21 protein-coding genes, 1 tRNA gene and 2 rRNA genes (1 of these 24 cut by a window edge) are annotated in these 24,199 nt (G+C 67.7%); 13 read left to right on the top strand and 11 right to left on the bottom strand.

Annotation, left to right across the window (positions count from 1 at the left end):
* The 5 genes from FKQ52_RS04545 to FKQ52_RS16820 all read left to right on the top strand — a co-directional run.
* Positions 1 to 898, top strand: a 23S ribosomal RNA gene (locus FKQ52_RS04545) (it extends 1,890 nt beyond the left edge of the window).
* Between the two features lie 84 nt (positions 899 to 982).
* A 5S ribosomal RNA gene (rrf, locus tag FKQ52_RS04550) occupies positions 983 to 1,097 on the top strand.
* 78 nt (positions 1,098 to 1,175) lie between these two features.
* Positions 1,176 to 1,252: transfer RNA gene (locus tag FKQ52_RS04555), tRNA-Met, on the top strand.
* Between the two features lie 286 nt (positions 1,253 to 1,538).
* Complete coding sequence (locus tag FKQ52_RS04560) at positions 1,539 to 1,913, top strand: BlaI/MecI/CopY family transcriptional regulator (RefSeq protein ID WP_141626086.1); 375 nt, start codon at positions 1,539 to 1,541, stop codon at positions 1,911 to 1,913.
* Positions 1,910 to 3,655: a M56 family metallopeptidase gene (locus FKQ52_RS16820; RefSeq protein ID WP_141626087.1), complete on the top strand. Its 1,746-nt coding sequence runs from the start codon at positions 1,910 to 1,912 to the stop codon at positions 3,653 to 3,655. The genes FKQ52_RS04560 and FKQ52_RS16820 overlap by 4 nt, the downstream gene beginning before the upstream one ends.
* A gap of 54 nt (positions 3,656 to 3,709) precedes the next feature.
* Here the strand turns inward: FKQ52_RS16820 and ileS are convergent, their stop codons facing one another.
* From ileS to FKQ52_RS04590, 5 genes are all read right to left on the bottom strand, one after another.
* A complete protein-coding gene (gene ileS, locus FKQ52_RS04570; RefSeq protein ID WP_141626088.1) occupies positions 3,710 to 6,637 on the bottom strand; it encodes an isoleucine--tRNA ligase in 2,928 nt (975 codons plus the stop codon).
* Positions 6,638 to 6,763: 126 nt separating this feature from the next.
* Positions 6,764 to 7,732: a bifunctional riboflavin kinase/FAD synthetase gene (locus tag FKQ52_RS04575; RefSeq protein WP_141628231.1), complete on the bottom strand. Its 969-nt coding sequence runs from the start codon at positions 7,730 to 7,732 to the stop codon at positions 6,764 to 6,766.
* Positions 7,732 to 8,193 carry a MaoC family dehydratase gene (locus tag FKQ52_RS04580; protein ID WP_141626089.1) on the bottom strand — a complete coding sequence of 154 codons (462 nt, stop codon included), beginning with the start codon at positions 8,191 to 8,193 and terminating at the stop codon, positions 7,732 to 7,734. Before FKQ52_RS04580 ends, FKQ52_RS04575 begins: the two co-directional genes overlap by 1 nt.
* Positions 8,194 to 8,231: 38 nt before the next feature.
* Positions 8,232 to 9,101 carry a TIGR01459 family HAD-type hydrolase gene (locus FKQ52_RS04585; RefSeq protein ID WP_141626090.1) on the bottom strand — a complete coding sequence of 290 codons (870 nt, stop codon included), beginning with the start codon at positions 9,099 to 9,101 and terminating at the stop codon, positions 8,232 to 8,234.
* Between the two features lie 384 nt (positions 9,102 to 9,485).
* Positions 9,486 to 10,754 carry an EAL domain-containing protein gene (locus tag FKQ52_RS04590; RefSeq protein WP_141626091.1) on the bottom strand — a complete coding sequence of 423 codons (1,269 nt, stop codon included), beginning with the start codon at positions 10,752 to 10,754 and terminating at the stop codon, positions 9,486 to 9,488.
* A gap of 109 nt (positions 10,755 to 10,863) precedes the next feature.
* On the opposite strand from FKQ52_RS04590, the gene FKQ52_RS04595 reads away from it, so the two are divergent.
* Complete coding sequence (locus tag FKQ52_RS04595; RefSeq protein ID WP_141626092.1) at positions 10,864 to 11,634, top strand: SDR family NAD(P)-dependent oxidoreductase; 771 nt, start codon at positions 10,864 to 10,866, stop codon at positions 11,632 to 11,634.
* A 76-nt stretch (positions 11,635 to 11,710) separates the two neighbouring features.
* The gene (locus FKQ52_RS04600; protein WP_141628232.1) at positions 11,711 to 12,553 is read left to right on the top strand and encodes a lysophospholipid acyltransferase family protein; all 843 of its coding nucleotides are present in this window, start codon (positions 11,711 to 11,713) and stop codon (positions 12,551 to 12,553) included.
* Between the two features lie 6 nt (positions 12,554 to 12,559).
* Here FKQ52_RS04600 and FKQ52_RS04605 read toward each other — a convergent pair whose 3' ends face one another.
* The 5 genes from FKQ52_RS04605 to FKQ52_RS04625 form a co-directional block, all read right to left on the bottom strand.
* Positions 12,560 to 13,060 (bottom strand): response regulator, encoded by a 501-nt coding sequence (locus FKQ52_RS04605; RefSeq protein WP_141626093.1) that lies wholly within the window; start codon positions 13,058 to 13,060, stop codon positions 12,560 to 12,562.
* 121 nt (positions 13,061 to 13,181) lie between these two features.
* A complete protein-coding gene (locus tag FKQ52_RS04610; RefSeq protein ID WP_141626094.1) occupies positions 13,182 to 14,018 on the bottom strand; it encodes a M23 family metallopeptidase in 837 nt (278 codons plus the stop codon).
* Complete coding sequence (locus FKQ52_RS04615) at positions 14,018 to 14,218, bottom strand: DUF2093 domain-containing protein (RefSeq protein ID WP_141626095.1); 201 nt, start codon at positions 14,216 to 14,218, stop codon at positions 14,018 to 14,020. Before FKQ52_RS04615 ends, FKQ52_RS04610 begins: the two co-directional genes overlap by 1 nt.
* 48 nt (positions 14,219 to 14,266) lie before the next feature.
* On the bottom strand, positions 14,267 to 15,877 hold the full coding sequence (gene xseA, locus FKQ52_RS04620; RefSeq protein WP_141626096.1) for an exodeoxyribonuclease VII large subunit: 1,611 nt from the start codon (positions 15,875 to 15,877) through the stop codon (positions 14,267 to 14,269).
* A 36-nt stretch (positions 15,878 to 15,913) separates the two neighbouring features.
* Positions 15,914 to 18,553 carry a TonB-dependent siderophore receptor gene (locus tag FKQ52_RS04625; RefSeq protein WP_141626097.1) on the bottom strand — a complete coding sequence of 880 codons (2,640 nt, stop codon included), beginning with the start codon at positions 18,551 to 18,553 and terminating at the stop codon, positions 15,914 to 15,916.
* A gap of 98 nt (positions 18,554 to 18,651) precedes the next feature.
* On the opposite strand from FKQ52_RS04625, the gene FKQ52_RS16380 reads away from it, so the two are divergent.
* The 6 genes from FKQ52_RS16380 to FKQ52_RS04650 all read left to right on the top strand — a co-directional run bounded on the left by FKQ52_RS16380 (position 18,652) and on the right by FKQ52_RS04650 (position 23,182).
* Complete coding sequence (locus FKQ52_RS16380; protein ID WP_168196792.1) at positions 18,652 to 18,810, top strand: hypothetical protein; 159 nt, start codon at positions 18,652 to 18,654, stop codon at positions 18,808 to 18,810.
* Between the two features lie 14 nt (positions 18,811 to 18,824).
* Positions 18,825 to 19,265 (top strand): hypothetical protein, encoded by a 441-nt coding sequence (locus FKQ52_RS04630; RefSeq protein WP_141626098.1) that lies wholly within the window; start codon positions 18,825 to 18,827, stop codon positions 19,263 to 19,265.
* A gap of 58 nt (positions 19,266 to 19,323) precedes the next feature.
* Positions 19,324 to 20,598, top strand: a complete 1,275-nt coding sequence (gene purD / locus FKQ52_RS04635) for a phosphoribosylamine--glycine ligase (protein WP_141626099.1) — start codon at positions 19,324 to 19,326, stop codon at positions 20,596 to 20,598.
* Between the two features lie 73 nt (positions 20,599 to 20,671).
* Positions 20,672 to 20,869, top strand: coding sequence for a CopG family transcriptional regulator (locus tag FKQ52_RS04640; RefSeq protein WP_205750857.1), 198 nt, complete (start codon positions 20,672 to 20,674; stop codon positions 20,867 to 20,869).
* Complete coding sequence (locus FKQ52_RS04645) at positions 20,857 to 21,159, top strand: type II toxin-antitoxin system RelE/ParE family toxin (protein WP_141626100.1); 303 nt, start codon at positions 20,857 to 20,859, stop codon at positions 21,157 to 21,159. Before FKQ52_RS04640 ends, FKQ52_RS04645 begins: the two co-directional genes overlap by 13 nt.
* A 103-nt stretch (positions 21,160 to 21,262) precedes the next feature.
* A complete protein-coding gene (locus FKQ52_RS04650) occupies positions 21,263 to 23,182 on the top strand; it encodes a methyl-accepting chemotaxis protein (RefSeq protein WP_141626101.1) in 1,920 nt (639 codons plus the stop codon).
* A gap of 67 nt (positions 23,183 to 23,249) precedes the next feature.
* Here the strand turns inward: FKQ52_RS04650 and FKQ52_RS04655 are convergent, their stop codons facing one another.
* Positions 23,250 to 23,972: a murein L,D-transpeptidase catalytic domain family protein gene (locus tag FKQ52_RS04655; protein WP_141626102.1), complete on the bottom strand. Its 723-nt coding sequence runs from the start codon at positions 23,970 to 23,972 to the stop codon at positions 23,250 to 23,252.
* Positions 23,973 to 24,199 lie beyond the last annotated feature (227 nt).

Consider the following 24,199-nt stretch of genomic DNA (forward strand, 5'->3'; position numbering starts at 1 on the left):
ACTGTCTCCAGCACAGGCTCAGTGAAATTGAATTCCCCGTGAAGATGCGGGGTTCCCGCGGTCAGACGGAAAGACCCTATGAACCTTTACTATAGCTTCGCCTTGGCGTTAGCGACCGTATGTGTAGGATAGGTGGGAGACTATGAAACCGGGGCGCCAGCACCGGTGGAGTCATCCTTGAAATACCACCCTTACTGTCGTTGACGTCTAACCGAGGGCCGTTATCCGGTCCCGGGACATGGCGTGGTGGGTAGTTTGACTGGGGCGGTCGCCTCCTAAAGTGTAACGGAGGCGCGCGATGGTGGGCTCAGACCGGTCGGAAATCGGTCGTCGAGTGCAATGGCATAAGCCCGCCTGACTGCGAGACTGACAAGTCGAGCAGAGACGAAAGTCGGCCATAGTGATCCGGTGGTCCCGCGTGGAAGGGCCATCGCTCAACGGATAAAAGGTACTCTAGGGATAACAGGCTGATTTTGCCCAAGAGTCCATATCGACGGCAAAGTTTGGCACCTCGATGTCGGCTCATCACATCCTGGGGCTGGAGCAGGTCCCAAGGGTATGGCTGTTCGCCATTTAAAGTGGTACGTGAGCTGGGTTCAGAACGTCGTGAGACAGTTTGGTCCCTATCTGCCGTGGGTGTTCGAAGCTTGAGAGGATCTGTCCCTAGTACGAGAGGACCGGGATGGACGTACCTCTGGTGGACCTGTCGTGGCGCCAGCTGCGCAGCAGGGTAGCTATGTACGGAATAGATAACCGCTGAAAGCATCTAAGCGGGAAACTAACCTCAAAACAAGGCTTCGCTGAGGATCGTGGAAGACTACCACGTTGATAGGCCAGGTGTGGAAGTGGGGCGACCCATGAAGCTTACTGGTACTAATAATCCGATCGGCTTGATCGTTTCTCAGCAAAACTCATTCGATTACCTTGCAACAACGCAAGGCTGACAATGTCTTCTTCGCAATCCTTCTATCCGCCTGGTTGACCTGGTGGCTATGTCGGAGGTTCCCCACCCGATCCCATTCCGAACTCGGTCGTTAAGCCCTCCAGAGCCGATGGTACTTCGTCTTAAGTCGCGGGAGAGTAGGTCGCCGCCGGGTCTACCAGTCGGATAGAAAGTATTGCACTCGATCCCAAAAGATCGCTCCTCGAACACCTTCCTTCACACACCACCCTGCCGCGGGATGGAGCAGCCCGGTAGCTCGTCAGGCTCATAACCTGAAGGTCGCAGGTTCAAATCCTGCTCCCGCACCCAAACTTGCAAAAAGCCCTGCATGCCAAACGCTGCGGGGCTTTTTGACGTTCAGATCCAGGCCGCCGCTAAGGGCGCCGATGCCGGCGCGGCCTCACGTCGTGCCTGATAGGCATGGCATTGCCGAAGTTGCCGGAGCAACCAGAGCGATGGCAAGGGCGCACAAGCCTCACGCCAGCGGCGCCGGCCTTCCGGAGCCATCTTTCCCGGAGTTCATCCGGCCGCCCTGATCCTGACGCAATTCGCTACAAATGTAGCGCTACAGATGTAGTGGACAGGGAATGCTGCAATGATCGAGACGCTGCCCAGGCGGGAGCGCGAAGTGTTCGAGACCCTGTGTCGCCTTGAACAGGGGACGACCGGCGCGGTCCGCGCCGCCCTGACCGATCCGCTCAGTGATTCCGCTGTTCGGACCCTGCTGGCCCGTCTGGAAGCCAAGGGGCTCGTCGGTCGGGAACCAGGCGAGGGCGGGGTGGTCTACCGCCCCGCGCCGGAGCCGGAGGCGCTGGCGACGGGGGCTCTGCGCCGAATGGTCGACACCTTCTTCGCGGGTTCGGCGGCCAGCGCGGCGACGGCATTGCTGGGCCTGACCCGTTCCCTGAAACCGGAAGAAATCCAGGCTCTTCGCCGGGCGATCGACGATGCCGGGGACCGGGACGCATGACCGTCACCCTGTTTATCGAACTCCTTCTCAAGTCCGGCCTGATCGCCGGTGTGGGGCTGCTGATCTCGGCGGCGTTGCGCGGGCGTCCCGCGACGGAGGCGGTGGATGTGCTGAGGGCTACCGTTTTGCTGCTGCTGGCCTTGCCGGTTCTGATGCTGGTGCTGCCCGCGCTGTCGGTGCCCCTGTTGCCCGCTTCGCTGTCGGTGCCCCTGTTGCCCGCTTCGGAGCCGGTGACGGCAATCGCCACGGCGCCGCTGTGGAGCGGGAACATCGGTCCGGTCGGCGGCGTCGCCTTTTCCGCCTCGGTGTTCGATCCGTCGCCGAGCCTTGTGGCGCCGGCTGTCTGGGCTGTGGGTGTGACGCTGGTGCTGGGCCGCTTTGCTCTGGGCCTTCTGACGCTTTTTCACTGGACCCGGGCCGGCAATCCCGTGACCGCATCCCGCTGGACGACCACTCTGGACGCCCTGTCCAGCGGACGGCGCCCCCGTTTGATCGCGTCGGCGTCCACGCCCGCACCTCTGAGCTGGGGGCTGCCGCCCGGGGTGGTGCTCATCAGCGAGGAACTCGCCGCCCGTCCGGAATGCGCTCAGGCTGTGCTGGCTCATGAGCTGGCTCACATCCGCCGCGGGGACTGGCTGTTCCTGCTGCTCTCCCGCGCGGCCGTGGCTCTCTTCTGGTTTAATCCGTTGGTCTGGTGGCTGCATTCCCGGCTGGCGGCCCGAACGGAAGACGCCGCAGACGCCGCGGCGCTCGAGCATCTCGAACCGGGCGCCTACGCCCGCACCCTCGTCGGTCTCGCCGCCGAGTTCGGCCAGCTCCCGGCCACCTCTTCCGCTCTGGGCATGACCGGCCCCGCCCGCTCTCTTTCCAAAAGGATCGCACGCATCATGAAAACGCCTCGCTCCCTGCCGTCCCGTCCGCTGTTCCTGGCCCTGACCGTTGGTGGTCTGGTGGCTGTGGCGACGCCTCTGGCCGCCGTTGAACTGACGGAGAACGTGCCGCCTGACAGCCCGGTATCCGCATCGTCGCAGGAGACCACGACCGTGATCGTGCGGGACGGGGAGACCCTGCGGCTGGTCGCGCCCCCGGCCCCGCCGGCTCCCCCGGCCCCGCCGGCTCCCCCTGCGCCGCTGGCGCGGACCGCTCCGCCAGAGCCACCGGCCCCTCCGGCTCCACCCGCCCTCCAAATGGGGGCCGCTGTCTTCGCGACACCGCCCGCGCCTCCGGCCCCTCCGGCGCCGGTCAGGGCCTATTGGCAGGACGGCCGTCAGGTGACACGAGAAGAAGCCACCCGTGAAGCGGCTCGTTCGGTGCGCGCCGACGCCGCTCGGGCGAGAGCTGAGGCTGACCGCGCTCGCGCCGAGGCCCGTGCACAACGCCCGGAAATCGCCGCTCAGGTCCGCCGGGCCGAGGAGGCCGCCAGCCGCGCCCGTGACGCCGCCGCCGTCGCCCGTGAACACGCCGCCGCCGCTCGCGTCGAGGCGGCCAACGCTCGAGCCGATGCGCGCGTGAACATGGCCCTGGGCGCGGATCAGATGGAACAGGGCGCTCGCGAGATGCGGCGGGAGGCCGAGCGTCTGCGCGATCCTGCCTATCGTCAGCGCGTCATTGCGCGTCAGCGGGCCGACGGAAACCCAGTGACGGACGCTGAACTGCAGGCCCTGTCGCCCACCCTGTTGCGGCGGGCGGACGAGATGACCGCCCGCGCCCGGGACCTGCGAGCCCGATCGCGCGAGGCCTGATCGGAAGGCCTGAAAGCAAGGCGGCCCCGCCCGGGTTCGGGCGGGGCCGTTTTGTTATGGGCGTTGTGCGTCCAGGAAGCGGACGGCGTCGGCGTCGCGGGCCGACAGATCCGGGTAGTCCGGATCGGAGCCGACGTCGGGCACCTTGCGCCAGGAGCGAGCGCACTTCGGATGGTCCGACTTCTTGAACTGGAACGAGATGCCGCCGTCGATCACAGAGTCGACGCGGATGGTCGCCATGCTGGTCCGGAAAACTTCTGCCGGATCAATCCCATCAAATGCTGCATAATCCTCGGCGGTCAGGCCGACTTCAGGCGCAGCATCCAACGCTGAACCAATGGTCTTGTCCCGGCGATACTCTTCAAGCGACCCGGTGACGAGGTCGAGCACCCGTACAACCTTGGCCCAGCGATCCGCTTCCGCCCCGTTCTCCCATTCCGCCGGAGTCTGCGGGATGACGCGGGCGCAGTTGGAGCCGGCGTCGGGGAAGCGGGTGGTCCAGGCTTCTTCCATCGTGAACGGCGTCAGCGGTGCCAGCCAGGCGGTGAGGCGGGCGAAGACCTCGTCCATCACCGTGCGGACGGCGCGACGGCGGATGCTGTCGGGGCGGTCGCAGTAGAGGCTGTCCTTGCGAACGTCGAAGTAGAGGGCGGACAGGTCGTTGGAGCAGAACTCCAGCACCGGCCGGACGACGTCCTGGAAGCGGTATTCGCCGTAGGCGGCGCGGACCTGACCATCCAGTTCGTGCAGACGATGCAGGACGAACTTCTCCAGGGGCGGCATCTGGTCGTAGGGCAGGCGCTCGGCCTCATGGAAACCGGCGAGGGCGCCCAGCAGGTAGCGGACGGTATTGCGCAGCTTGCGATAGGCGTCGACCGTGGTCTGCAGGATCTGTTTGCCGATCCGCTGGTCGTCCGAATAGTCGACCAGCGCCACCCACAGACGCAGGATGTCCGCGCCGGATTCCTTGATGACGGTCGCCGGGTCGACGGTGTTGCCCTTGGACTTCGACATCTTCTCCCCGTTCTCGTCGAGGGTGAAGCCGTGGGTCAGGACCGCCTTGAACGGGGCGCGACCACGGGTGCCGCAGCCTTCCAGCAGGGACGACTGGAACCAGCCGCGGTGCTGGTCCGAGCCTTCCAGATACAGGTCGGCGGGCCAGTGGGCCGGGCGGTCGCCGGTGTAGCCGTTCCCGGGCAGGCGCGGGTCGAGGGTGAAGGCATGGGTCGAGCCGGAGTCGAACCAGACGTCCAGAATGTCCTCGACCTTCTCGAAGCGCGAGGCGTCGTGGGCGCCCAGGAACTCGCTGTCCGGGGCGGTGAACCAGATGTCGGCGCCGTGCTCGGCGACGGCCGCGACGATGCGGGCGTCCACCTCGGGATCATGCAGCGGCTGGCCGGTCTGCTTGTCGATGAACATGGCCAGCGGGGTGCCCCAGGCGCGTTGACGGCTGACCAGCCAGTCCGGACGGCCTTCGACCATCGAGCGGATGCGGTTGCGCCCGGCAGCCGGGTGGAAGGCGGTGTCGTCAATGGCTTGCAGCGCGGTCTCGCGCAGGGTGTCGCCGGACTTCAGAGGCTGGTCCATGCGGATGAACCATTGCGGGGTGTTGCGGAAGATGACCGGCGCCTTGGAGCGCCAGCTGTGCGGGTAGGAGTGCTCCAGACGACCGCGCGCAAGCAGGTTGCCGGCCTCGATCAGCTTTTCCATCACCGCGCCGTTGGCGGGACCGAACTTGCCGGTCTTCTTGCCCTCGGTCTCCAGCACCTTCAGGCCCGCGAACAGCGGGACGGAGGGGTAGTAGGCGCCGTCCGGGTCGACGGTGTCCGGCACCTCGTGATGGCCGTGGGCCTTCCAGACCTCGAAGTCGTCCGCGCCGTGACCGGGGGCGGTGTGCACGAAGCCTGTACCCGCGTCGTCGGTGACGTGGTCGCCGGCGAGCAGGGGCACGGAGAAGCCGTAGCCGCTGTCCAGCGCGGCCAGCGGGTGGGCGCATTCCAGACCCGACGGGTTCAGGTCGTCCACACGCGTCCAGGCTGCGATCTTCGCGGCCTTGAAGACATCCTCGGCCAGCTTGTCGGCGACGATCAGGCGGTCACCCGGCTTGGCCCAGGGCTCGAACTCCAGCCCTTCTTCCATGGCCGTGACCTCGTAGAGGCCATAGGCGATCTCGGGGCCATAGCTGATGGCGCGGTTGGCCGGGATGGTCCACGGGGTCGTGGTCCAGATGACGATCGACGGCGTGCCGGCGCGGAAGCTCAGCAGGTCGTCTGGATGATCGTCCGAGGCGCCGGTGACCGGGAACTTCACCCAGATCGTGGGCGAGACGTGGTCGTGGTACTCGATCTCGGCGTCGGCCAGAGCCGTGCGCTCGACCGGCGACCACATCACCGGCTTGGAGCCGCGATAGAGCTGGCCAGAGTTCTTGAACTTGTGGAACTCGGCGACGATGGCGGCCTCGGAAGCGTAATCCATCGTGGCGTAGCGGTTCGCGAAGTCGCCGGTGATGCCCAGGCGTTTGAACTGGTCGCGCTGCAGGTCGATGTACTTGCCCGCATACTCGCGGCAGGCGGCGCGGAACTCGTCCTTGGAGACCTCGTCCTTGCGGCGGCCCTTGGCGCGGAACTGCTCCTCGATCTTCCACTCGATCGGCAGGCCGTGGCAGTCCCAGCCGGGGACGTAGTCGACATCGTAGCCCAGCAGGAAGCGGCTGCGGACCACGAAGTCCTTCAGCGTCTTGTTCAGCGCGTGGCCGATATGGATATCGCCGTTGGCGTAGGGCGGGCCGTCGTGCAGGACGTAGAGGGGTGCGCCCTCCGATTGCCGCTGCTTGCGCAGGGCGCCGTAGAGGTCGCCCCACTGTTCGAGGATCAGCGGTTCCTTCTGGGGCAGGCCGCCGCGCATGGGGAAGGGCGTCTCCGGCAGGAAGACGGTGTCGCGGTAGTCGCGGCCGGTGGGGGTGTCGTTGTCGGCGTCAGCCATGAAGTCGGTCTCGTCGTGTCGATCGTTCGCGTGGATTTCGATGGGATATCCCGACGTGCGCGGGGCCGACGGCCCTGCAGCGCTACGCCGGGCGGCTAATCGAAATCGGGAGACGGACGCGGACGGTCATGGTGCAGGCGGTCTAGCAGGGGCTTCGCCGCCGCGCCACTGATGAAGCGCCGCGCGGGCGTCGGCGGCGTCCTGATCGATCTGGACCTTGAGGGCGTCCAGGCCGTCGAACTTCAGCTCGCCGCGCAGGAAGGCGACCAGTTCGGTCTCGACCGTCTGGCCGTAGAGGTCCTCGTTGAAGTCGAACAGCCAGACCTCGAGCAGCGGGTCCTCGGTCGGATACATGGGACGGACACCGAGGTTGGCGACACCGTCGATCACACGGCCGTCCGGCAGGCGGGTGCGGGTCGCATAGACACCGTAGGCCGGGCGCATATAGCCGCCGAGGCTGACATTGGCGGTCGGCACGCCGATGGTGCGCCCGCGCTTGTCGCCGTGGATGACCTCGCCCTGCACCGCGAAGGGGCGGCCCAGAATGGCGGTGGCGCGGGTCATGTCCCCGGCCTTGAGCGCCTCGCGCACGGCGGAGGAAGAGAGCTTCAGCCCGTCGGCGTCGTCCAGCCGTTCAGCGACCGAGACGGTGAAGCCCGCGGTCTCGCCATAGCGACGCAGGGCTTCCGGAGACCCGGTCCGGCCCTTGCCGAAGGTGAAGTCGAAGCCGACGGCGGCGTGGGCGATGCCCAGACCATCGCCGAGCACATCGCGGGCGAACTGCTCGTCCGACATGGCGGCCATCTCGCCGTCGAACGGCAGGAGGTAGAGGCGGTCGACGCCGAGTGGCGCGAGGGCGCGGGCCATCTGGTCCGGTGTCATCAGGCGGAAGGGAGCGGCGTCGGGCTGGAACCAGCGGCGCGGGTGCGGGTCGAAGCTGACCACGGCGAGGGGCGCGCCCAGACGGGCCGCGGCCTCGCGCGCGCCGGCGATGACGGCCTGATGCCCGCGATGGACGCCGTCGAAGGCGCCGATGGCGACGGCCGCGCCCCGCTGTTCCGGGGGCAGGTCGCGCCAGCCTCGGACGATCCGGATCAACGGGCCGACGGTTTACGGCGACGCGGGACGCGGACGGTAGCTATGCCGTCCATGATCAGCTTGTCGTCGACGAAGCCTTCGCAGTTGAGCTCGACCCGGGCGCCTTCCTGATCGACCGACACGACCGTGATGCGGATGGTGACCACATCGTCGATCCGCACCGGCAGGTGGAAGGACAGGGTCTGCGAGATGTAGATCGAGCCGGCGCCCGGCAGGATGGTTCCGACCACGGCAGAGCCGAACGAGGCCGACAGCAGGCCGTGGGCGATGCGGCCGCGATAGGCGGTCCGGGAGGCGAAGGCTTCATCCAGATGGACCGGATTGAAGTCATCCGACGCCTCGGCGAACAGGCGGATTCGCTCCTCGGTCGCGTGGATCACCTTTTCGGCGATCATGCCGACGCGAAGCTCCTCGAGGATGTAGCCGCCCGAGGGATGTTTATGAACGAGATCAACCATGAATCGGTGTTAGCGCCCGTGCGACGGAATGACCATCCTCACCATGCGAGATCGAGCATGGCGTAGCGCGCATATGTCGTTTCAGCCTTCAAAAGCTCTGCCGCGCGGGCCGGATCGAGCTTTCCGTCGGCGCCGCGCGCCTTGTCGCCATGGATGCCCTGGGCGATGAAGAGGCAGTCCATCGCCTGTTTGTCCGCCCCCAGAACATCGGTGATGACCCCGTCGCCGATGCACAGGACGCGCGAACGGTTGACCGGTCCGCCGAGCAGGTCGGCGGCTTCCTTCAGCGCCCGGTCGTAGATGGGGCCGTAGGGCTTGCCCGCCATGGTGACGCGACCGCCGAGGTGTTCGTACAGGTCGGCCAGCGACCCGGCGCACCAGATCAGACGATCCCCGCGCTGAACGACGCGGTCCGGGTTGACGCAGATCATCTCCAGCCCGCGCGCGGCGGCGGCGGTGAGGCGTTCGCGGTAGTCTTCGGGGGTCTCGACCTCGTCGTCGTAGAGGCCGGTGACGGAGATGAAGGCGGCTTCGTCGCCGTTCGGAACGGTGGTCAGGCCCAGACCCTCGTACAGGGGGGCGTCGCGGTCGGGGCCGATCAGCCAGGCGGGGCCGGGCGCGCGTCTGGCCAGTTCGGCGCGGGTGGCGTCGCCGGAGGTGACCACGGCCTTCCAGCTTTCGCGCGGCACGCCCAGATCGTCCATCTGGGTGATGACGCCGGGGCCGGTGCGGGGGGAGTTGGAGATCAGGATGACGTGCCCGCCCTCGCGGTTGAAGCGCGCCAGCGCCTCGCACGCCTCGGGCCAGCTTTCGCGTCCGTTATGGATCACGCCCCAGACGTCGCAGAGCAGGATGTCATAGTCCCCGGCGACAGCGCCGAGACCGGTGAGGGCGTGGGGAGGGGTCATGTCGTCGGAGATAGCCGGTTGGGAGCCGCGGGTGAAGGGCGAGCGGCTACACGCGAAATTCCGGGTGTGAAGAGTGTAATCCGTGCAATCCGGAAACGCTGAAAAAGTGCACTCACAAAAAAAAGCAGTGCACATCGTGCACTTTTTCCCGCGGCGCGGGGGATGAGGCGAGGCGCTCAACCTGAGTGGTTTGATTGTCAAAGACCCGACTGCGCGCAGTGTAGCAGGGCCATGCGTCAAATTTGGTCGTAGGGTGCCGAAGAGGGCTCAGGCGCCGGGTCTTGCGCTCGTCTTTCTCACTCGGGGAGGGGGCTGGGCGCTCGGCTTCTCGCCGCCAGAAGACGGGCGGCGCGGTCCGGCTGGACTGCGCGAGGGAAGCGTCGGTCAGCCGAAGCGGCGGCGTTGTTCGGCGCTGCGGAGGGTGGAGCGCAGGAATTCGGCGGGCGGGTCGGTTTCGGCCAGCACCTGTTCCTTGATGGCGCGGGGTTCGCCGAAGAGGTGGCCCTGACCCATGGAGACGTCGAGCTCGAGGATGTCGACGATCTGACGCTCGCTCTCGCACTTCTCGGCGATGACCTCGATGCCGTAGCGGCGGGTCAACTGGGCGAAATCGGCGGCCTGGATATCGCGCAGCGACGGGATGGCCGGGCCGTTGTCGAGGTCGAGCAGTTGCTCGATCAGCAGGTCGGCAGAGACCTTGAGGAATTTGACGTCCGAGCGTTGCAGGTCGGCGAAATCGAGGTCGAGCGTCTGGACCTTGTCGATCGAGAAGCGGAAGCCGAGATCGGCCAGCTTGGCCATGTTGCGGGCCTCGACCGCGCCGCGCGCGTCGAAGACAGCCTGACCCAGTTCAAAGATCAGGGCCTGATTGAGGTCGCGGTTCTCGGACAGGAAGTCGAGGAACTGCGGGAAGAAGGTCTCGTCGCCCAGAGAGGACAGCGCCACGTTGCAGAACACGCCGACCTTGCGATCCTGACGGGCCAGACGGCGCACGATCTGGGCGCAGCGGAACAGCAGCAGGTTGTCGATGGCCGGAACCAGACCCTCGCCCTCGGCGACCGACAGATATTCGGCGGGCATCATCACCCGGTCGTCGGCGGCGCGCAGGCGGGTGAAGCTTTCGTAGAAGATGGTCCGGCGCTGGGGCAGGGAGACGACCGGCTGGAGGTAGAGGTCCACACGGTTCTCGGCGAGGGCCTCATGGATGGTGGCCAGCAGGACGTTCGATTGCTGCTGATGGCGGGCCTCGAAGGCGCTGGCGGGCGCAGGACGGCTCATCCGCTCGTCGAGAGAGAGGCTCATCTGCTGGATCAGGGTCTCCAGCATACGGACCTCGCCGGACAGCTGCTCGGTCGAGGTCAGGGCGCCGGCCTCGATGGCCTGGGCCAGTTCGGTCAGCGCGCCCTGGGTGGACTCCATCGCGTCGGCCAGCAGGCGGTGCGCCTCGCGGACCTGATCAATCTCTTTCTTGAGCGCGGCGCGCTGGGTCCGGCCGACCAGCATGACGTGGGCGGCCAGAAGCAGGCCCCCCGCGCCAAGGCCGCCGGCCACGCCCGCCCCGCCGCCGAGACCCGCGCGCCAAAGGAAGGCGCCGACGGTCATCGCCAGGAACAGGTAGCCGAAGAACAAAAAGCCGTTGGTAATGGCGCGCATGGGTTACGGAGTTTCCGCCTTCCCGGATGGAATCGCCCGAGTATCGGGGTATCACGACGATACGCATAGGGTCCGGACACGGATTCTCCCCACGCATTCGAGGTTAACGATGGAATTGTTCGATCTGACCGGCAAGGTCGCGGTGATTACCGGCTCCTCCAAGGGTATCGGCAAGGCGATCGCCGAGCGGATGGCCGAGCACGGCGCCAAGGTGGTGATCTCGTCGCGCAAGGCCGGGCCGTGCGATGAGGTCGCGCAGGCCCTGAACGCCAAGCACGGTGAGGGCACGGCGCTGGCGATCCCGGCCAACATCGCGTCCAAGGAAGAGCTGCAGCGTCTGGTCGATGAGACCAACGCCACCTTCGGCAAGATCGACATTCTGGTCTGCAACGCGGCGTCGAACCCCTATGCCGGGCCGATGGCGGGCATCTCGGACGACCAGTTCCAGAAGATCTTCCACAACAATGTGCTGGCCAATCACTGGCTGACCCAGATGGTCGCGCCGCAGATGCTGGAGCGTAGGGACGGCGCGATCCTGATCATTTCGTCGGTCGGTGGTCTGCGCGGCAACGCCCTGATCGGCGCCTATAACGTGTCCAAGGCGGCGGACATGCAGCTGGTCCGCAATCTGGCGGTCGAGTACGGCCCGTCGAATGTGCGGGTGAACTGTATCGCGCCGGGCCTGATCCAGACCGACTTCGCCCGCTATCTGTGGGAGAACGAGGAGGTGCTGAAGGTGACGGTCGAGCCGAACCCGATGAAGCGCATCGGTCAGCCGGACGAGATCGCGGGCACGGCGGTCTATCTGTGCTCGAAGGCCGCGGCCTATGTGACCGGCCAGACGCTGGTGGTGGACGGCGGGCTGACGATTGCCTGGTGAGGGCGACAAGGTCGGTTTCGGCCAGGATCTGATCTGGCGGCTGGAGGGGGCGGGCTTCGCCGCCTTCGTCGGCCTGATGCGGATGCTGGGCGTGGAGCGGGCGTCGAACGTCGGCGGCGCCCTGCTGCGCGCGCTGGGCCCGAAGGTCGGCACCCACAAGACGGTGACCCGCAACCTGCGCATCGCCTTCCCCGACATGTCGAAGACGGAGCGCGAGGCGCTGGCGCTGGAGGCATGGGAACGGATCGGCCGCAGCTTCGCGGAGACGGCGGTGATGGACCAACTGACCCCCGCGAGCGGTCGGCTGGAGATCGTCGGCAAGGAACGGCTGGAGGCGATCCGCGACAGCGGCAAGCCGGTGGTTTTCGTGTCGGGCCACCTGTCGAATTTCGAGGTGATGGCGGCCGTGCTGGTGGCGTCAGGGGCGCCGGTGCAGGTGACCTATCGCGCGGCCAACAACCCCTATGTGGACAGGCAGATCCGCGATGCGCGGGCCCGCTACGGCATCAAGCTGTTCGCGCCCAAGGGCGGGGACGGGGCGCGGGAGTTGCTGGCCGGGCTGGAGCGCGGCGAGTCCGTCGCCCTGCTGAACGACCAGAAATTCTCCGAAGGGCCGGAAGTGACCTTCTTCGGTCAGCCGGTGAACGCCGCGCCGGGACCGTCGCGGCTGGCGCTGCGGTTCGGGACGGTGATGCAGCCCATCTCGGTGGTCCGTCTGCCGGGCGTCCGTTTCCGTGTGACGGCGCATGAGCCGATCGAGGTGCCCTCGACCGGTGACAGACAGGCCGACATCGCGCGCGGCGTGCAGGCGATCACCACCTTCGTCGAGGATCGGGTTCGCGAAGTCCCCGAGGACTGGTTCTGGGTGCACAAGCGTTGGCCGCAGGCGGTTTATGACGCCCTGCCGCCGGAAGACTGAACCGGGTCAGATTTCGCGCGACTGATCCAGGGCGCGACGCCACGGACCGTTGAAGCCGGGAGACTGGACCCGGCGACGGTCGGGACCGAAATAGCCGTCGGTCTTCACGAACGGACGCGGGCGGAAAATGACGGCCTGAATACGGTCCAGAATGGCCTTGGCCGTGATCGGCTTGACCACGAACTCGGTGACGCCCGCGTCGCGGGCCTCATAGACGCGGCTCTTCTCCGAGTGGCCGGTCATCATGATGATCGGCATATAGGGATTGGCGCTGTCCGGGCTGTTGCGGACCAGACGGGTGAACTCGACCCCGTCCAGCGGGAACATGTTGAAGTCCACGATCACCAGATCGACAGGATGCTCGCGCAGGACGACGAGCGCGGCGGCGCCGTCGGTGGCCTCGCGCACCTTGCGGATGCCGGCAGACTGGAGAACGGCGGCGGTGATCGCCCGCATGTGCTGGTTGTCGTCAACCAGAAGAACCTGAAGGGCGGCGAGCGAAGACATCGGGACGGCAGCTTGGATCGGTGACGGTGAACGCGTCGGAGTCCGGCAGGTCTATGGACGGATTCGGCCCGCGTCCATCGACGAACGTCGTTTCAACTTCAGCGTAAATGGCCAAGCTTGTTCAGGTTTTCACCAGAAGCGACGGGTCGATGTTCCGGTCCCGCCATTTTCCGCGCCAGCAGAGATGGGGGCCGGTGGCGCGACCGGTCATCCCGACACGCCCGATCAGGTCGCCGCGCAGGACGTCCTGCCCCTGACGGACCTCGATGCGGGACTGGTGCAGATAGGCGGTGATCAGGCCCTGGCCGTGGTCGATCAGGACCAGCCCGCCCTCGAAATGCATGCCCGACCGGGCCAGGGTCACACGGCCGGGCGCCGGGGCGCGGATGGCCGAGCCCTGCGGCGCGGCCAGGTCGATGCCGTAGTGGGGCCGGGCCGGCGTGCCGTTCAGAACGCGCTGGGCGCCCCAGCGGCTGGTGACGCGGTAGGTCTCCAGCGGCCAGGCGAAGCCGTCCCGGAAGCCGTCGCCGTCAACACGGCTGGAGAAGGCCTCGGTCTTGACCAGCACCTCCTCCTGTATGCGGGCCAGAAGGGCGGGGTCGGACGGCGCGACCGTCGAGGGCGGCAGGCCGTTGACGGCGGTGGAGGGAAAGCGCCCGGGAGCGACGCTGAGGGTGCGTGAGGCGCTGCGCCCTTCGGAACGGGCCTCGATCTGGACGCTGCCGGGCGCGTCGCGGTCGAAGCCGACCAAGAACCAGCCGTCGGCGGAGGCGGCGGACAGGGCCTCGCCATCGACGAAGATCAGGGCGCGGGGCCAGGTGCGGCCGATGACGTGGCCGCCCTGAACGAAGCGGCCGTCGAGATCGAGGTCGGTGGTCGGGCCGCGGGTCTGGCTGCGGGCCTGTCCGGCGGCGAGCAGGGCCGCGCCTCCGGCGAGCAGACCGCGGCGGTCGAGCATCAGGGCTGCTGGCCCAGGCGCTGGAAGGCCTCGGCCGGACCGGCGTAGGCCTCCTGCAGGCTGGCGGACCAGTAGCGCAGGCTTTCCAGCGGGATCGCCTTGCCGGTGACGGCGCAGGTCACGAAGCGGCCCGGCTTGAGCACGACGAATTCGCCGTCGCCGTAGTGAAGCGTGGCCTGCGGATTGGCTGACTGGTCCATGGCCTTAACCTAGCTTGGCCGGTGGCGGGGCGCCAAGGGTTTCCCGTTTCAGAACAGGTCGCCCTGACCCGGCGCGGCGGGTTTCGGCTTCGGCGGAGGGGCAGGACGCGGCCTGGGAGCGGGCGGCGGCGTATCCTCGCCGCCGTCGATGCGGGCGCCCTTCGATCCATCCGAGAACACCAGCCGGACGGCCTGACCGTCGTGCAGCCCTGCGGCGGAGGCGATCATGGCTCCCGTCTCGTCCTCGATGCGGGCGAAGCCGGGCTTGGGCCGTTTGGGATCGAGGCTGGTCAGGGCGCGGGACAGGGCGGCGAGGCGGGTCTGGTCGCGATCCAGACGGCGGGGAATGACCGCGTCGAGCTTTTCACTCAAGGCTTCAAGACGAGCGGCGCGTTGATCCAGCCTGCGATGCAGGGGGGCCGGCGACAGGCGACCCGTGATCTGAAGCAATCGCCGCTCGCGTCCCGCGACAGTCGAGGACAGACCGCTGCCGAGACGAGCCGTCAGCGCGGCGATGCGATCAGACTCTCGCTGTACGCGCTGGCGTAGCAGGATTGGGCTGAGACGGCCCGACGCTCCGGCCAGCTGCCGCTCATGCACCGCGACGTTGCGGTGCAGGGCCGAGCCGAGACGGCTGCCGGCCAGGTCGAGCCGCTGCTGGGGCAGGGCCAGCAGGTCCTCGGGGCGGGCGGGAAGGCCGCGGGCGGCGGCGCGCAGGCGGGTGCGGCGATCCTCGAGCAGACGACCACCCGCGCGGGCCAGACGACGCTCGAAATCGGCGACCGCGTACTGAAGGTCGGCCAGCACGGGCGTGGCGATCTCGGCGGCGCCGGTGGGAGTGGGGGCGCGGCGGTCCGAGACGAAGTCGATCAGGGTGGTGTCCGTCTCGTGCCCCACGGCCGAGATGATCGGGATGGAGGCGGCGGCGACGGTGCGGGCCAGCGCCTCGTCATTGAAGGCCCAGAGATCCTCGACCGAACCGCCACCGCGCGCGACGATGACCACGTCGGGACGGGGGATGGGGCCGTCGGGAGCCATGCTGTCGAAGCCGCGCACGGCGTTGGCGACCTGACCGGCGGCGGCGTCGCCCTGGACCACGCAGGGCCAGACGATGACGCGGCAGGGCCAGCGCTCGGAAATGCGGTGCAGGATGTCGCGGATGACCGCGCCGGTGGGGCTGGTGACCACGCCGACGACGGCGGGGAAAGCGGGGATGGGCTTCTTGCGAGACCCCTCGAACAGGCCCTCGCCCGCCAGCCGGGCCTTCAGCCGCTCCAGCTGGGCCAGCAGGGCGCCGGCGCCGGCGGCCTCCATGCTTTCGATGACGATCTGGTACGACGAGCGGGCGGGGTAGGAGGTGATCTTGCCGGTGACGATGACTTCCAGCCCCGACTCGGGCCGGACGCCGAGGCCGCGCACCACGCCCTTCCAGACGACGCCGTCGATGGCCGACTTGTCGTCCTTGAGCGTCAGATAGACGTGGCCCGAGGCGTGGTGGTTCACCTTCGAGATTTCGCCGCGCAGGCGGACATGGCCGAAGCGATCCTCGAGCGTGCGCTTCAGGGCGAAGGACAGCTCGGAGATCGACAGCGGCGGATTGTTGTCGCGTGGCGCGGGCGGTTCGTCCGCCGGGGCCTCGAAGACGTAGTCGTCGGTCATGCGGTCAGGTTAGCGAGGTCGGATGCGCCGCGAAACTCAGAACCGCTTCCTGAGGCCGATGGTGAGGATGCGACCGCGCGGATCGGCGACGACCGGATCATAGCCGAGGGCGAACTGGGCCAGCGGCGGATCGGAGTCGGCGAGGTTCACCACCCCGAGCGACAGGTCCAGCGAGGGGGTGACGGCGCGGACGTAGTGAAGGTCCACGGTGGTCCAGCTGTCGATGGTGGTGTCGGTGACGCCGCTGCGGTCGTTACTGTAGCCGCCGGTGTAGTGGGCCAGCAGGGTGATGGTGTCGGTCGGACCGCTCCAGCCGACCGAGACCTCGCCCCGGTCCTGCGGCAGGGAGCGGGCGATGGTGTTCAGATTGGTCGAGCCGAGGCCCGAGGTCGCCGCCGCGCCGGGCGTCAGGCGGATGTCGTACCTGTCCACGTAGGTCCAGGTGGCGGCGGCGGAGAAGACGCCGCCGAACAGGTCACGGTCATAGCGGGCGGACAGGTCCAGCCCCTGCGTCTCGATGGACGAGGCGTTGATGAAGCGCAGGTCCACGAAGGTCAGGGCCCCGTTGCCCGCGCGGGTGACGCGTTGCTGCGCCGCCGTGTCGGTCAGTCCCGCCAGATCATCGGCGGCGGCCTGATTGATGATCGCCTGCGCCGACTCCTTCACGATCAGGTTGGTGTAGTCGATCCGCCAGGCGTCGAGGCCGAGGCGCAGGCCGGGCAGGGGCGTCCAGATCGCGCCGAGGGTAAGGGTTTCGGACTCCTCCGGCTTCAGGTCGGGATCGCCGGTGGTCAGGGTGTTGACGAAGACGAAGGCGCCCCGGTCCAGCACCGACGGCTGCGACGCCTGTGCGCCCGACAGGGTGAAGACCGATGGGGCGCGGAAGCCCTGACCCCACGAGGCGCGCAGGGCGAACGCATCAGTGGCGTCCCAGCGGACGGCGAGGCGCGGGCTGAGAGCGTCGGCGCCGCCGTCATAGATTTCCTCGCGCAGGGCCAGTTGGGCCTCGATGCGCTCGCCGAGATGCAGACGGGCTTCGGCGAAGGCGGCGAAGACCTCCTGGTCGCCGTCGAAGTCGGGCGAATAGCCGGCGGTCAGCAGGTCACCGGCATTGACCAGATCGCTCCAGTCATGACGCAGGGTGCTGAGGCGGTACTGGGCGCCGAAGGCGAGGTCCAGACGACCGCCTTCCCAGCTGAAGGCGCGCCCGTCGGTCTGGACATCAACGGTGGTCAGGGTCGAGGCGCCGCGCAGGCCCGTTGAGCCGATCAGGCTGGAGACCAGCGCCGGGCTGTTGGTCGTGCCGGTTCCCAGATAAGCGCTGCCGAAGGGATTGAACCACTGGCAGGGGCCGACGCCGGGCGTTCCCGTCGCCGGATCGCAGCCCGCCCCGCCCAGACCGTTCAGGGCGTTCTGCAGGGCCGTGCCGATGGTGTCCGGCTTGTCATAGGCGATGTGCTGGCGGCTGGAGGTCGCGGACAGGTCCCAGTCCCAGCCATTGGCGAACTGGCCGGACACGCCGCCCGCGATGCGCCAGGTTTCGTAGTCGAAGGTCGCCTCGGACGCGCCCGCCTCGGCGCCCAGAAGGCGGCCCCGGAACAGCACGGCCTCGCCGAACGGATTGTCCGGGTGGTTGGTCGGAACCGTCAGGGCGCGGGCGAGGATGGGCAGGGACGGGCTCTGGCGGGCGATGGTCCCGGTCGAGGACCATGCGGCCTGAAGCCGGACCTCGACAGAACCGACCGGTCGGCGCCAGTCGGCGAACAGCTGGGTCCGGGTCTCCTCCGGCGCGAGGTCGAAGAAGTCCGAGTAGTCCAGACGGCAGAAGGCGTCTGTCGGGCTGTTGCGGAAGGCATTGGGGAAGGCCGCGTTGGTGCAGTCGGGGTCGGGGGCGTAGCCGTTCGCGCTCGGGCGGAAGTAGGAACCCGGCTGGCCGTAGCTGGTCACGGCGGTCCAGCCCGCGCGCCCGTAGTTTTCGGCCTGGGTGAAGCCGCGCTCATTCGATCCCAGCGCCGAGCGGTGGGCCCAGGAGCCCGCCAGCGTCAGGTCGCCGCCCAGAACGGTGGCGCCGCCGATCGCCTCGATCAGGCTTTCCTCGGCGCCGTCCAAAAGGCCGTAGCGGGCGCGCAGCTCGGCGCCCTCGACCTCGGTGCGGGTGACGAAGTTGACCACCCCGGCCACGGCGTCGGAGCCATAGACGGCTGAGGCGCCGTCCTTGAACGCCTCGACCCGCTCCAGCGCGATCAGCGGGACCAGGCTGTTGATGTCGACATAGGCGGAGCCGTCGGTGGCGACCGCCGCGCTTGAGGTCCAGCGCAGACCGTCCACAAGAACGAGGGTCGAACCGAGCCCGAGATTGCGCAGGTTGAACTGGGCCGTGCCCGAACTCTGGGGCTGGTTCAGCTGGTCCACCTGGGCCTCGGAGCCCGAGTTGGCGGTCAGCAGCTGCAGCATCCGGGCCGGGTCCGTGACGGCGGCGGCTTCCAGATCGGTGCGGTCGATGACTTCGACCGGCGCCAGCCGATGGGCGCCGGACAGGCGCGAGCCGGTGACGACGACTTCATCGAGCGCGGTGGGCGACGGCGCTGTCTGGGCGTGCGCGGGACCGGCGAAGGCGCAAAGCGCGGCTCCGGCGAGGAGGGTGAAGCGGCGGTCGAGGGGGGAGAACTCAAACATGGTCGGGCGGTTTAAGCCGCCTTGCGTATGAGTGACAGAGTGAAGCTTGACCTTGCGCCAAGGGGAACATCGTTCAGGTGTGGGTCGTTTGCTCAGACATGGCCGCTGACCCGCCCAACACAGACCCTATTGATCAGGACCCCGGCGAGCGCGAACTGAGCCGCCGGACCGGCTCGCCGGAGGCCGGCCTGTGGCTGGTGATCGGCGGACTGCTGATGCTGGGCGGGGTGGCCTACATCGTCTTCGCCCTGATCTGACCAAGGAGTCCCTGATGATCCGGACCACTCTCGTCGCGGCCGCCGCCGCCAGCCTGTTCGCCGTCGGCGCCTGTTCCGACACCACTGACGATGTCGTGCAGGCCCCCGCGCCGGGCGCCGCCCCCGCCACCGTGACCGAACAAAGGGCGGAGGCCGTTCAGGACGCCGTCGCGCCGGCGTTCGGCATGACCCGCCAGCAACTCGAGGACGCTGATCTGGTGTCGTCCGCCTATACCGATCTCGGCGACGTCGAGAGCCTCGTTCTGGACGCCAACGGCATGCTGACCCACGTGATCATCGAACTGGAAGGGGCGGGCGACCGCAAGGTGTCGTTGCCTGTCAGCCAGGTCAGGGGCATTGCACATGATGACGGCAAGTTCACCGATCTGACCACGGATCTGGGCGCGGCGCAGCTGGCGGCCCTGCCGGAATGGACCCCGCCGCCCGCGCGTTGACGCGCTTTAACCGTCCTGACGACTTGACCGTCTTCGCAGGTGCGGTAGTTGCGCTGTCATGAACATCCTGCTGGTCGGATCGGGTGGGCGCGAGCACGCCCTGGCGTGGAAAATCGCCCAGTCGCCGCTCGTGAAGCGTCTCGTCATCGCGCCGGGCAATCCGGGAATGGAGACGCTGGGCGAGCTGGTGGCGGTCAAGGCGACGGACGCGGAACAACTGGCGGCGGTGGCGCGCGAGATTCGCGCCGATCTGGTGGTCGTCGGCCCCGAGACCGCTCTGGAGCAGGGACTGGCCGATCGGCTGGCCGCCGCGGGCATCCCCTGCTTCGGCCCGAGCGCCAAGGCGGCGCAGCTGGAAACCTCCAAGGCCTTTTCCAAGGCCTTCATGGAACGACACGAAATCCCGACCGCCGGTTTCGGCGTCTATGAGCGGCTGCACGAGGCGCGGCAGGCGCTGACCGTGTTCAAGCCGCCGTATGTGATCAAGGCGGACGGGCTGGCGGCGGGGAAGGGCGTGGCCATCTCGCCCACCAAGCGCGAGGCCGAGCGCGAGATCGAATGGATGCTGGGCGGCCGCTTCGGCCAGGCCGGCGCCCGTGTGGTGATCGAAGAGTTCATGGACGGTGAGGAAGGCTCGCTGTTCGCCCTCTCGGACGGCCGCAACTATGTCCTGCTGGGCGGGGCGCAGGATCACAAGCGCGCCTACGATGGCGATCTGGGCCCCAACACCGGCGGGATGGGTAGCTATTCGCCCGCGCCGGTGTTCACCCCCGAGTTGGTCGAGGCCGCCGAGCGCCAGGTGGTGAAGCCGGTGATCGACGGCATGGCCGCCGAGGGCATGCCCTATCGCGGCGTCCTGTACGCCGGGCTGATGTCGACCGCCGACGGCCCCAAGGTCGTGGAGTTCAACGCCCGCTTCGGTGATCCGGAGTGTCAGGTGCTGATGATGCGTCTGGGCGGCGACATCGTGCCGATGCTGCTGGCCTGTGCGCGGGGCGACCTGAGCCGGGCGACGCTGCCGGAGTTTCTGTCAGAGACCGTGATCTGCGTGGTCATGGCCGCGCAGGGCTATCCGGACAGCCCGGTCGAGGGCTCGATCATCCGCGGCGCCGAACAGGATTTCGGCCCGAACGTGCAGGTCTTCCACGCGGGCACCAAGCGCCGTGAGGACGGCCAGCTGGTCGCCGCCGGCGGTCGGGTGCTGAACATCTGCGCCCGTGGCGCGGACATCGCCGAGGCCCGCGAGCGGGCCTATTCCGCGATCAGGAAAATCGACTGGCCGGGCGGTTTCTACCGCACTGACATCGCCTGGCGGGCGCTGGAGCGGGAGTAGGCGCGAGCTGAGGCTTTGCGCGTCCAGATTGAGGGCAGGTGCGGCGGTCTGGCCGGTGTGTTAGCCTTTGGGCATGGACGAGGCCGACAAACAGTTCGCCGAAGAGCCGCCAGGCTTCGACGCCGAGGACGCGCTTGTTCAAGACGCGCGCGAGCGGCAAGCCATGGCGGATGTCGCGGCCGGGCGGTTCATCAGCAATGAGGCGATGATCCGGTGGCTTCTGACCTGGGGCGATGAAACGCCATCGCCGCCACCCGAATGCGGCGAGTAGTCTGGTCGCCGGGTGCTCGGTCAGAGCTGCTCGCCATTCGTGACTATGTGCGAGCCTTCAACGTGTCCGGGGCCCGGAAGCTGGCCGAGCGTTTGATTGAAGCTGCAGGAAACCTGACCGAACACGCCGATCGCGGACGCATTGTGCGAGGGAGCGTGCGAGAGTTGGTGACGGTTCGGCCTTATATCATCCGCTACGAGATCGCCGATGAAGAGGTTCGCATCCTCACGATCCGGCACTCCGCGCGGCACCCTGAACAAGAGCCGCCTCCCTCCACGCGAGCATCATAAGCAGCGTAGCTATACGGACTTATGCCTAACCGCTGATTAGTCAGGTTTTCAGAGAGCGATGGCATTTGGGATGTCTCCCCCTTTCTCTGCCCCGGATCGCCCCATGAAAGCCCTGACGATCGGCAAACGCATCAGCCTGCTGACCCTGCTCGCTGTGGCGGGGCTTTTGATCGTGCTGGGGCTGTCGTTGATGCAGCTGAACAGCACGCTGCGCGGCGAGGTCGCGGACCGAACCCGCAAGACGGTGGAGGTCGCCCACAGCGTGGTGGCTCACTATCATGCCCAGCAGACCGCCGGGTTGATGACCGAGGCCCAGGCCCAGGAGGCCGCCAAGGCCACCCTGAAGAGCCTTCGCTATGGCGGCGAGGACTATTTCTGGATCAACGACATGCATCCCAACATGGTGATGCACCCGACCAATCCGAAACTGGACGGCACGGACATCAGCGCCAACACCGACGCCGACGGCGTGCGGATGTTCCAGAAGATGGTCGAGGTGGTCCGCGCCGACGGCGAGGGCTTTGTCTCGTATCAGTGGAACAAGCCCGGCGAAGATCAGGCCTCGCCGAAGATTTCGTTCGTGAAGGGCTTCGCGCCGTGGGGCTGGGTGATCGGCTCGGGCGTCTATACCGACGAGATCATCGGTCTGGTGGCCAAGGCGGCGCTGGGACTGGGCGCTATGGCGCTGCTGGTGATCGCGGCCATGGGTGTGGGCGGCGTGCTGATCGGCCGTTCCGTCTCGCGCCCGGTCGTGGCCCTGTCGACGCGGATGCGGGCGTTGGCCGCCGGGGACAAGACCTCGGACATTCCGGGCCTGCAACGTCGTGATGAAGTGGGCCAGATGGCCGCGGCGCTGGAGGTCTTCCGCGAGGCCGCGATCACCGCGGATCGTCTGGAGGCCGAGGCCGTCGCCAACCGCAGCGCCACCGAGGCGGAGCGGGCGAAGAACCAGCAGATGACCGAAGCCGCCGCGCGCGAACAGGCGGTGGTCGTGGCGGCTCTGGGCGAAGGCCTGGACCACCTGATGCGGGGCGACCTGACCTACAGCCTGACCCAGACCTTCCCGCCGCACTACGCGAAGCTGCAGAACGACTTCAATGCCGCCATCGCCCAGTTGAAGACGGCCATGTCGGCGGTGGTGACCAATGTCTCGGCGATCCGTTCGGGCTCTGGCGAGATCAGCATCGCGGCGGACGACCTGTCGCGCCGTACTGAACAGCAGGCCGCCTCGCTGGAGGAGACCGCCGCCGCGCTGGACGAGATCACCGCCACGGTGAACCGCACCGCCGCCGGCGCCCGTCAGGCCTCGCAGACCGTGCAGGCGGCGAAGGATGACGCCGAGACCAGCGGCAATGTCGTGCGCGACGCGGTCGGCGCGATGGGCGCGATTGAAAAGTCCTCGCAGGAGATCAGCCAGATCATCGGCGTGATCGACGAAATCGCGTTCCAGACCAATCTGCTGGCCCTTAACGCAGGCGTTGAGGCGGCGCGGGCGGGCGACGCCGGGCGTGGTTTCGCGGTGGTGGCCTCGGAAGTCCGGGCTCTGGCCCAGCGGTCGGCGGACGCGGCCAAGGAGATCAAGACGCTGATCTCGGCCTCGACCCAGCAGGTGAATGCGGGCGTCAATCTGGTCGGCCAGACCGGCGAGGCCCTGCAAAGGATCGTCAGCCGAGTGGCCGAGATTGACGGACTGGTGTCCGAGATCGCCGCCTCGGCGCTGGAGCAGGCCACGGGTCTGCAACAGGTCAACACGGCCGTGAACCAGATGGATCAGGTGACTCAGCAAAATGCTGCGATGGTCGAGGAATCGACCGCCGCCAGCCATTCGTTGTCGCAGGAGGCCGAGGTGCTGGCCGGGTCCGTGTCACAGTTCAAGATCGGCGGACCGCAGGCCCCGTCACGCGCTCCGGCCGCTCGCCCGGCCCCCGCGCGTCACGCGCCGGTCCCGCAGATGCGGACCGTTGGACACGGCGGTGCGGCGCCGCAGTCTCACCCGGCCGAGGACGGCTGGGAGGAGTTTTGAAGTCCCACTACGGACTGAAGCGAAGTGAAGGGCCGGGTTGGACGATGTCCGACCCGGCCTTTTGCTGTCAGGCCCAGGCGAACAGCAGGCGGCCGTCGCCCATGCGCTCACGCAGGCGGGGCAGGTCGGTGTGGGCGACCGAGAAGCAGCCGTAGCTGCGGCCCAGCTTGCCCTCGCGGGCCAGGAAGTCCGGATCGGCGTAGTCGGCGCCGTGGACGATGATGGCGCGCTCGCGGGCGTTGTTGTTAGTGTACTCCAGCCCGTCCAGCAGGACGTTCGGGCCCTGCTGGGCGCCCCAGCCGGCGCCGGCGGTGGCGAAGGCGCCGACCGAGGACTTGTAGCTTTCCGGGGTGTTGGAGAAGGTCCGGGCGTAGCCGGAGTGGTCCGGGTCTGAGCCGCGGCCATGGCAGGTGCGCATCAGGGTGACGGCGCCGCCCTCGAGATCGACCTCATACAGGCGCTCGTCGCCCGAGAATTTGGTGAAGTCGACCAGATACATGCGGTCGCGCCTGGTGATCTTGTGGCCGTGGATGTCCATGGCGGCCAGGGCGCGTTCCATAAGTTCGGGGCGAACCTGACCGCGCGGATCGAGCAGACGGGTGGAGTTCAGCTGTGCCGTGATGGCCTCGGGCTCCGCGGCGCCGACGACGATCTGGGGCGCCGGGACCTGCGCGAGCTGCGCGGAGGTCTGGGGCAGGAGGGCAGCCGTCGGCCGGGTCGCCGCCGCCGAGGCGCAGCCCGAAAGGAGAGCAGCGCCGCCCAGAATGAATCCACGTCTTGCCAGCCGCATGCGACGCCCCTCGCACGTTTCACAGGAAGCGACAGTTTGTTTCAAAGCGGACAGGAATGGCAACCTCAGCCTTGGCGTCCGGTGGTGGACAGGTCGGGGGATCCGGGGACGGATCGGGAAATCGGGCGCCGGGGCGGTCGCGGACGGTCACACATGAGGCCTCAAGCCTTGCCGCTCAAAGCCCCACGACGAGGGTGGTTTCTCCTTGCGGGGGAACGACGTTCCCC

The organism is Brevundimonas sp. M20 (assembly GCF_006547065.1).
In the GTDB taxonomy this organism is placed as follows: domain Bacteria; phylum Pseudomonadota; class Alphaproteobacteria; order Caulobacterales; family Caulobacteraceae; genus Brevundimonas.

Excerpts from the sequence above, each read along its gene's own strand:
- FKQ52_RS04560 (WP_141626086.1), top strand. The coding sequence starts at position 1,539 with ATGATCGAGACGCTGCCCAGGCGGGAGCGCGAAGTGTTCGAGACCCTG.
- FKQ52_RS16820 (WP_141626087.1), top strand. The coding sequence starts at position 1,910 with ATGACCGTCACCCTGTTTATCGAACTCCTTCTCAAGTCCGGCCTGATC.
- ileS (WP_141626088.1), bottom strand. The coding sequence starts at position 6,637 with ATGGCTGACGCCGACAACGACACCCCCACCGGCCGCGACTACCGCGAC.
- FKQ52_RS04580 (WP_141626089.1), bottom strand. The coding sequence starts at position 8,193 with ATGGTTGATCTCGTTCATAAACATCCCTCGGGCGGCTACATCCTCGAG.
- FKQ52_RS04585 (WP_141626090.1), bottom strand. The coding sequence starts at position 9,101 with ATGACCCCTCCCCACGCCCTCACCGGTCTCGGCGCTGTCGCCGGGGAC.
- FKQ52_RS04590 (WP_141626091.1), bottom strand. The coding sequence starts at position 10,754 with ATGCGCGCCATTACCAACGGCTTTTTGTTCTTCGGCTACCTGTTCCTG.
- FKQ52_RS04595 (WP_141626092.1), top strand. The coding sequence starts at position 10,864 with ATGGAATTGTTCGATCTGACCGGCAAGGTCGCGGTGATTACCGGCTCC.
- FKQ52_RS04600 (WP_141628232.1), top strand. The coding sequence starts at position 11,711 with ATGCGGATGCTGGGCGTGGAGCGGGCGTCGAACGTCGGCGGCGCCCTG.
- FKQ52_RS04605 (WP_141626093.1), bottom strand. The coding sequence starts at position 13,060 with ATGTCTTCGCTCGCCGCCCTTCAGGTTCTTCTGGTTGACGACAACCAG.
- FKQ52_RS04610 (WP_141626094.1), bottom strand. The coding sequence starts at position 14,018 with ATGCTCGACCGCCGCGGTCTGCTCGCCGGAGGCGCGGCCCTGCTCGCC.
- FKQ52_RS04615 (WP_141626095.1), bottom strand. The coding sequence starts at position 14,218 with ATGGACCAGTCAGCCAATCCGCAGGCCACGCTTCACTACGGCGACGGC.
- xseA (WP_141626096.1), bottom strand. The coding sequence starts at position 15,877 with ATGACCGACGACTACGTCTTCGAGGCCCCGGCGGACGAACCGCCCGCG.
- FKQ52_RS04625 (WP_141626097.1), bottom strand. The coding sequence starts at position 18,553 with ATGTTTGAGTTCTCCCCCCTCGACCGCCGCTTCACCCTCCTCGCCGGA.
- FKQ52_RS16380 (WP_168196792.1), top strand. The coding sequence starts at position 18,652 with ATGGCCGCTGACCCGCCCAACACAGACCCTATTGATCAGGACCCCGGC.
- FKQ52_RS04630 (WP_141626098.1), top strand. The coding sequence starts at position 18,825 with ATGATCCGGACCACTCTCGTCGCGGCCGCCGCCGCCAGCCTGTTCGCC.
- purD (WP_141626099.1), top strand. The coding sequence starts at position 19,324 with ATGAACATCCTGCTGGTCGGATCGGGTGGGCGCGAGCACGCCCTGGCG.
- FKQ52_RS04640 (WP_205750857.1), top strand. The coding sequence starts at position 20,672 with ATGGACGAGGCCGACAAACAGTTCGCCGAAGAGCCGCCAGGCTTCGAC.
- FKQ52_RS04645 (WP_141626100.1), top strand. The coding sequence starts at position 20,857 with ATGCGGCGAGTAGTCTGGTCGCCGGGTGCTCGGTCAGAGCTGCTCGCC.
- FKQ52_RS04650 (WP_141626101.1), top strand. The coding sequence starts at position 21,263 with ATGAAAGCCCTGACGATCGGCAAACGCATCAGCCTGCTGACCCTGCTC.
- FKQ52_RS04655 (WP_141626102.1), bottom strand. The coding sequence starts at position 23,972 with ATGCGGCTGGCAAGACGTGGATTCATTCTGGGCGGCGCTGCTCTCCTT.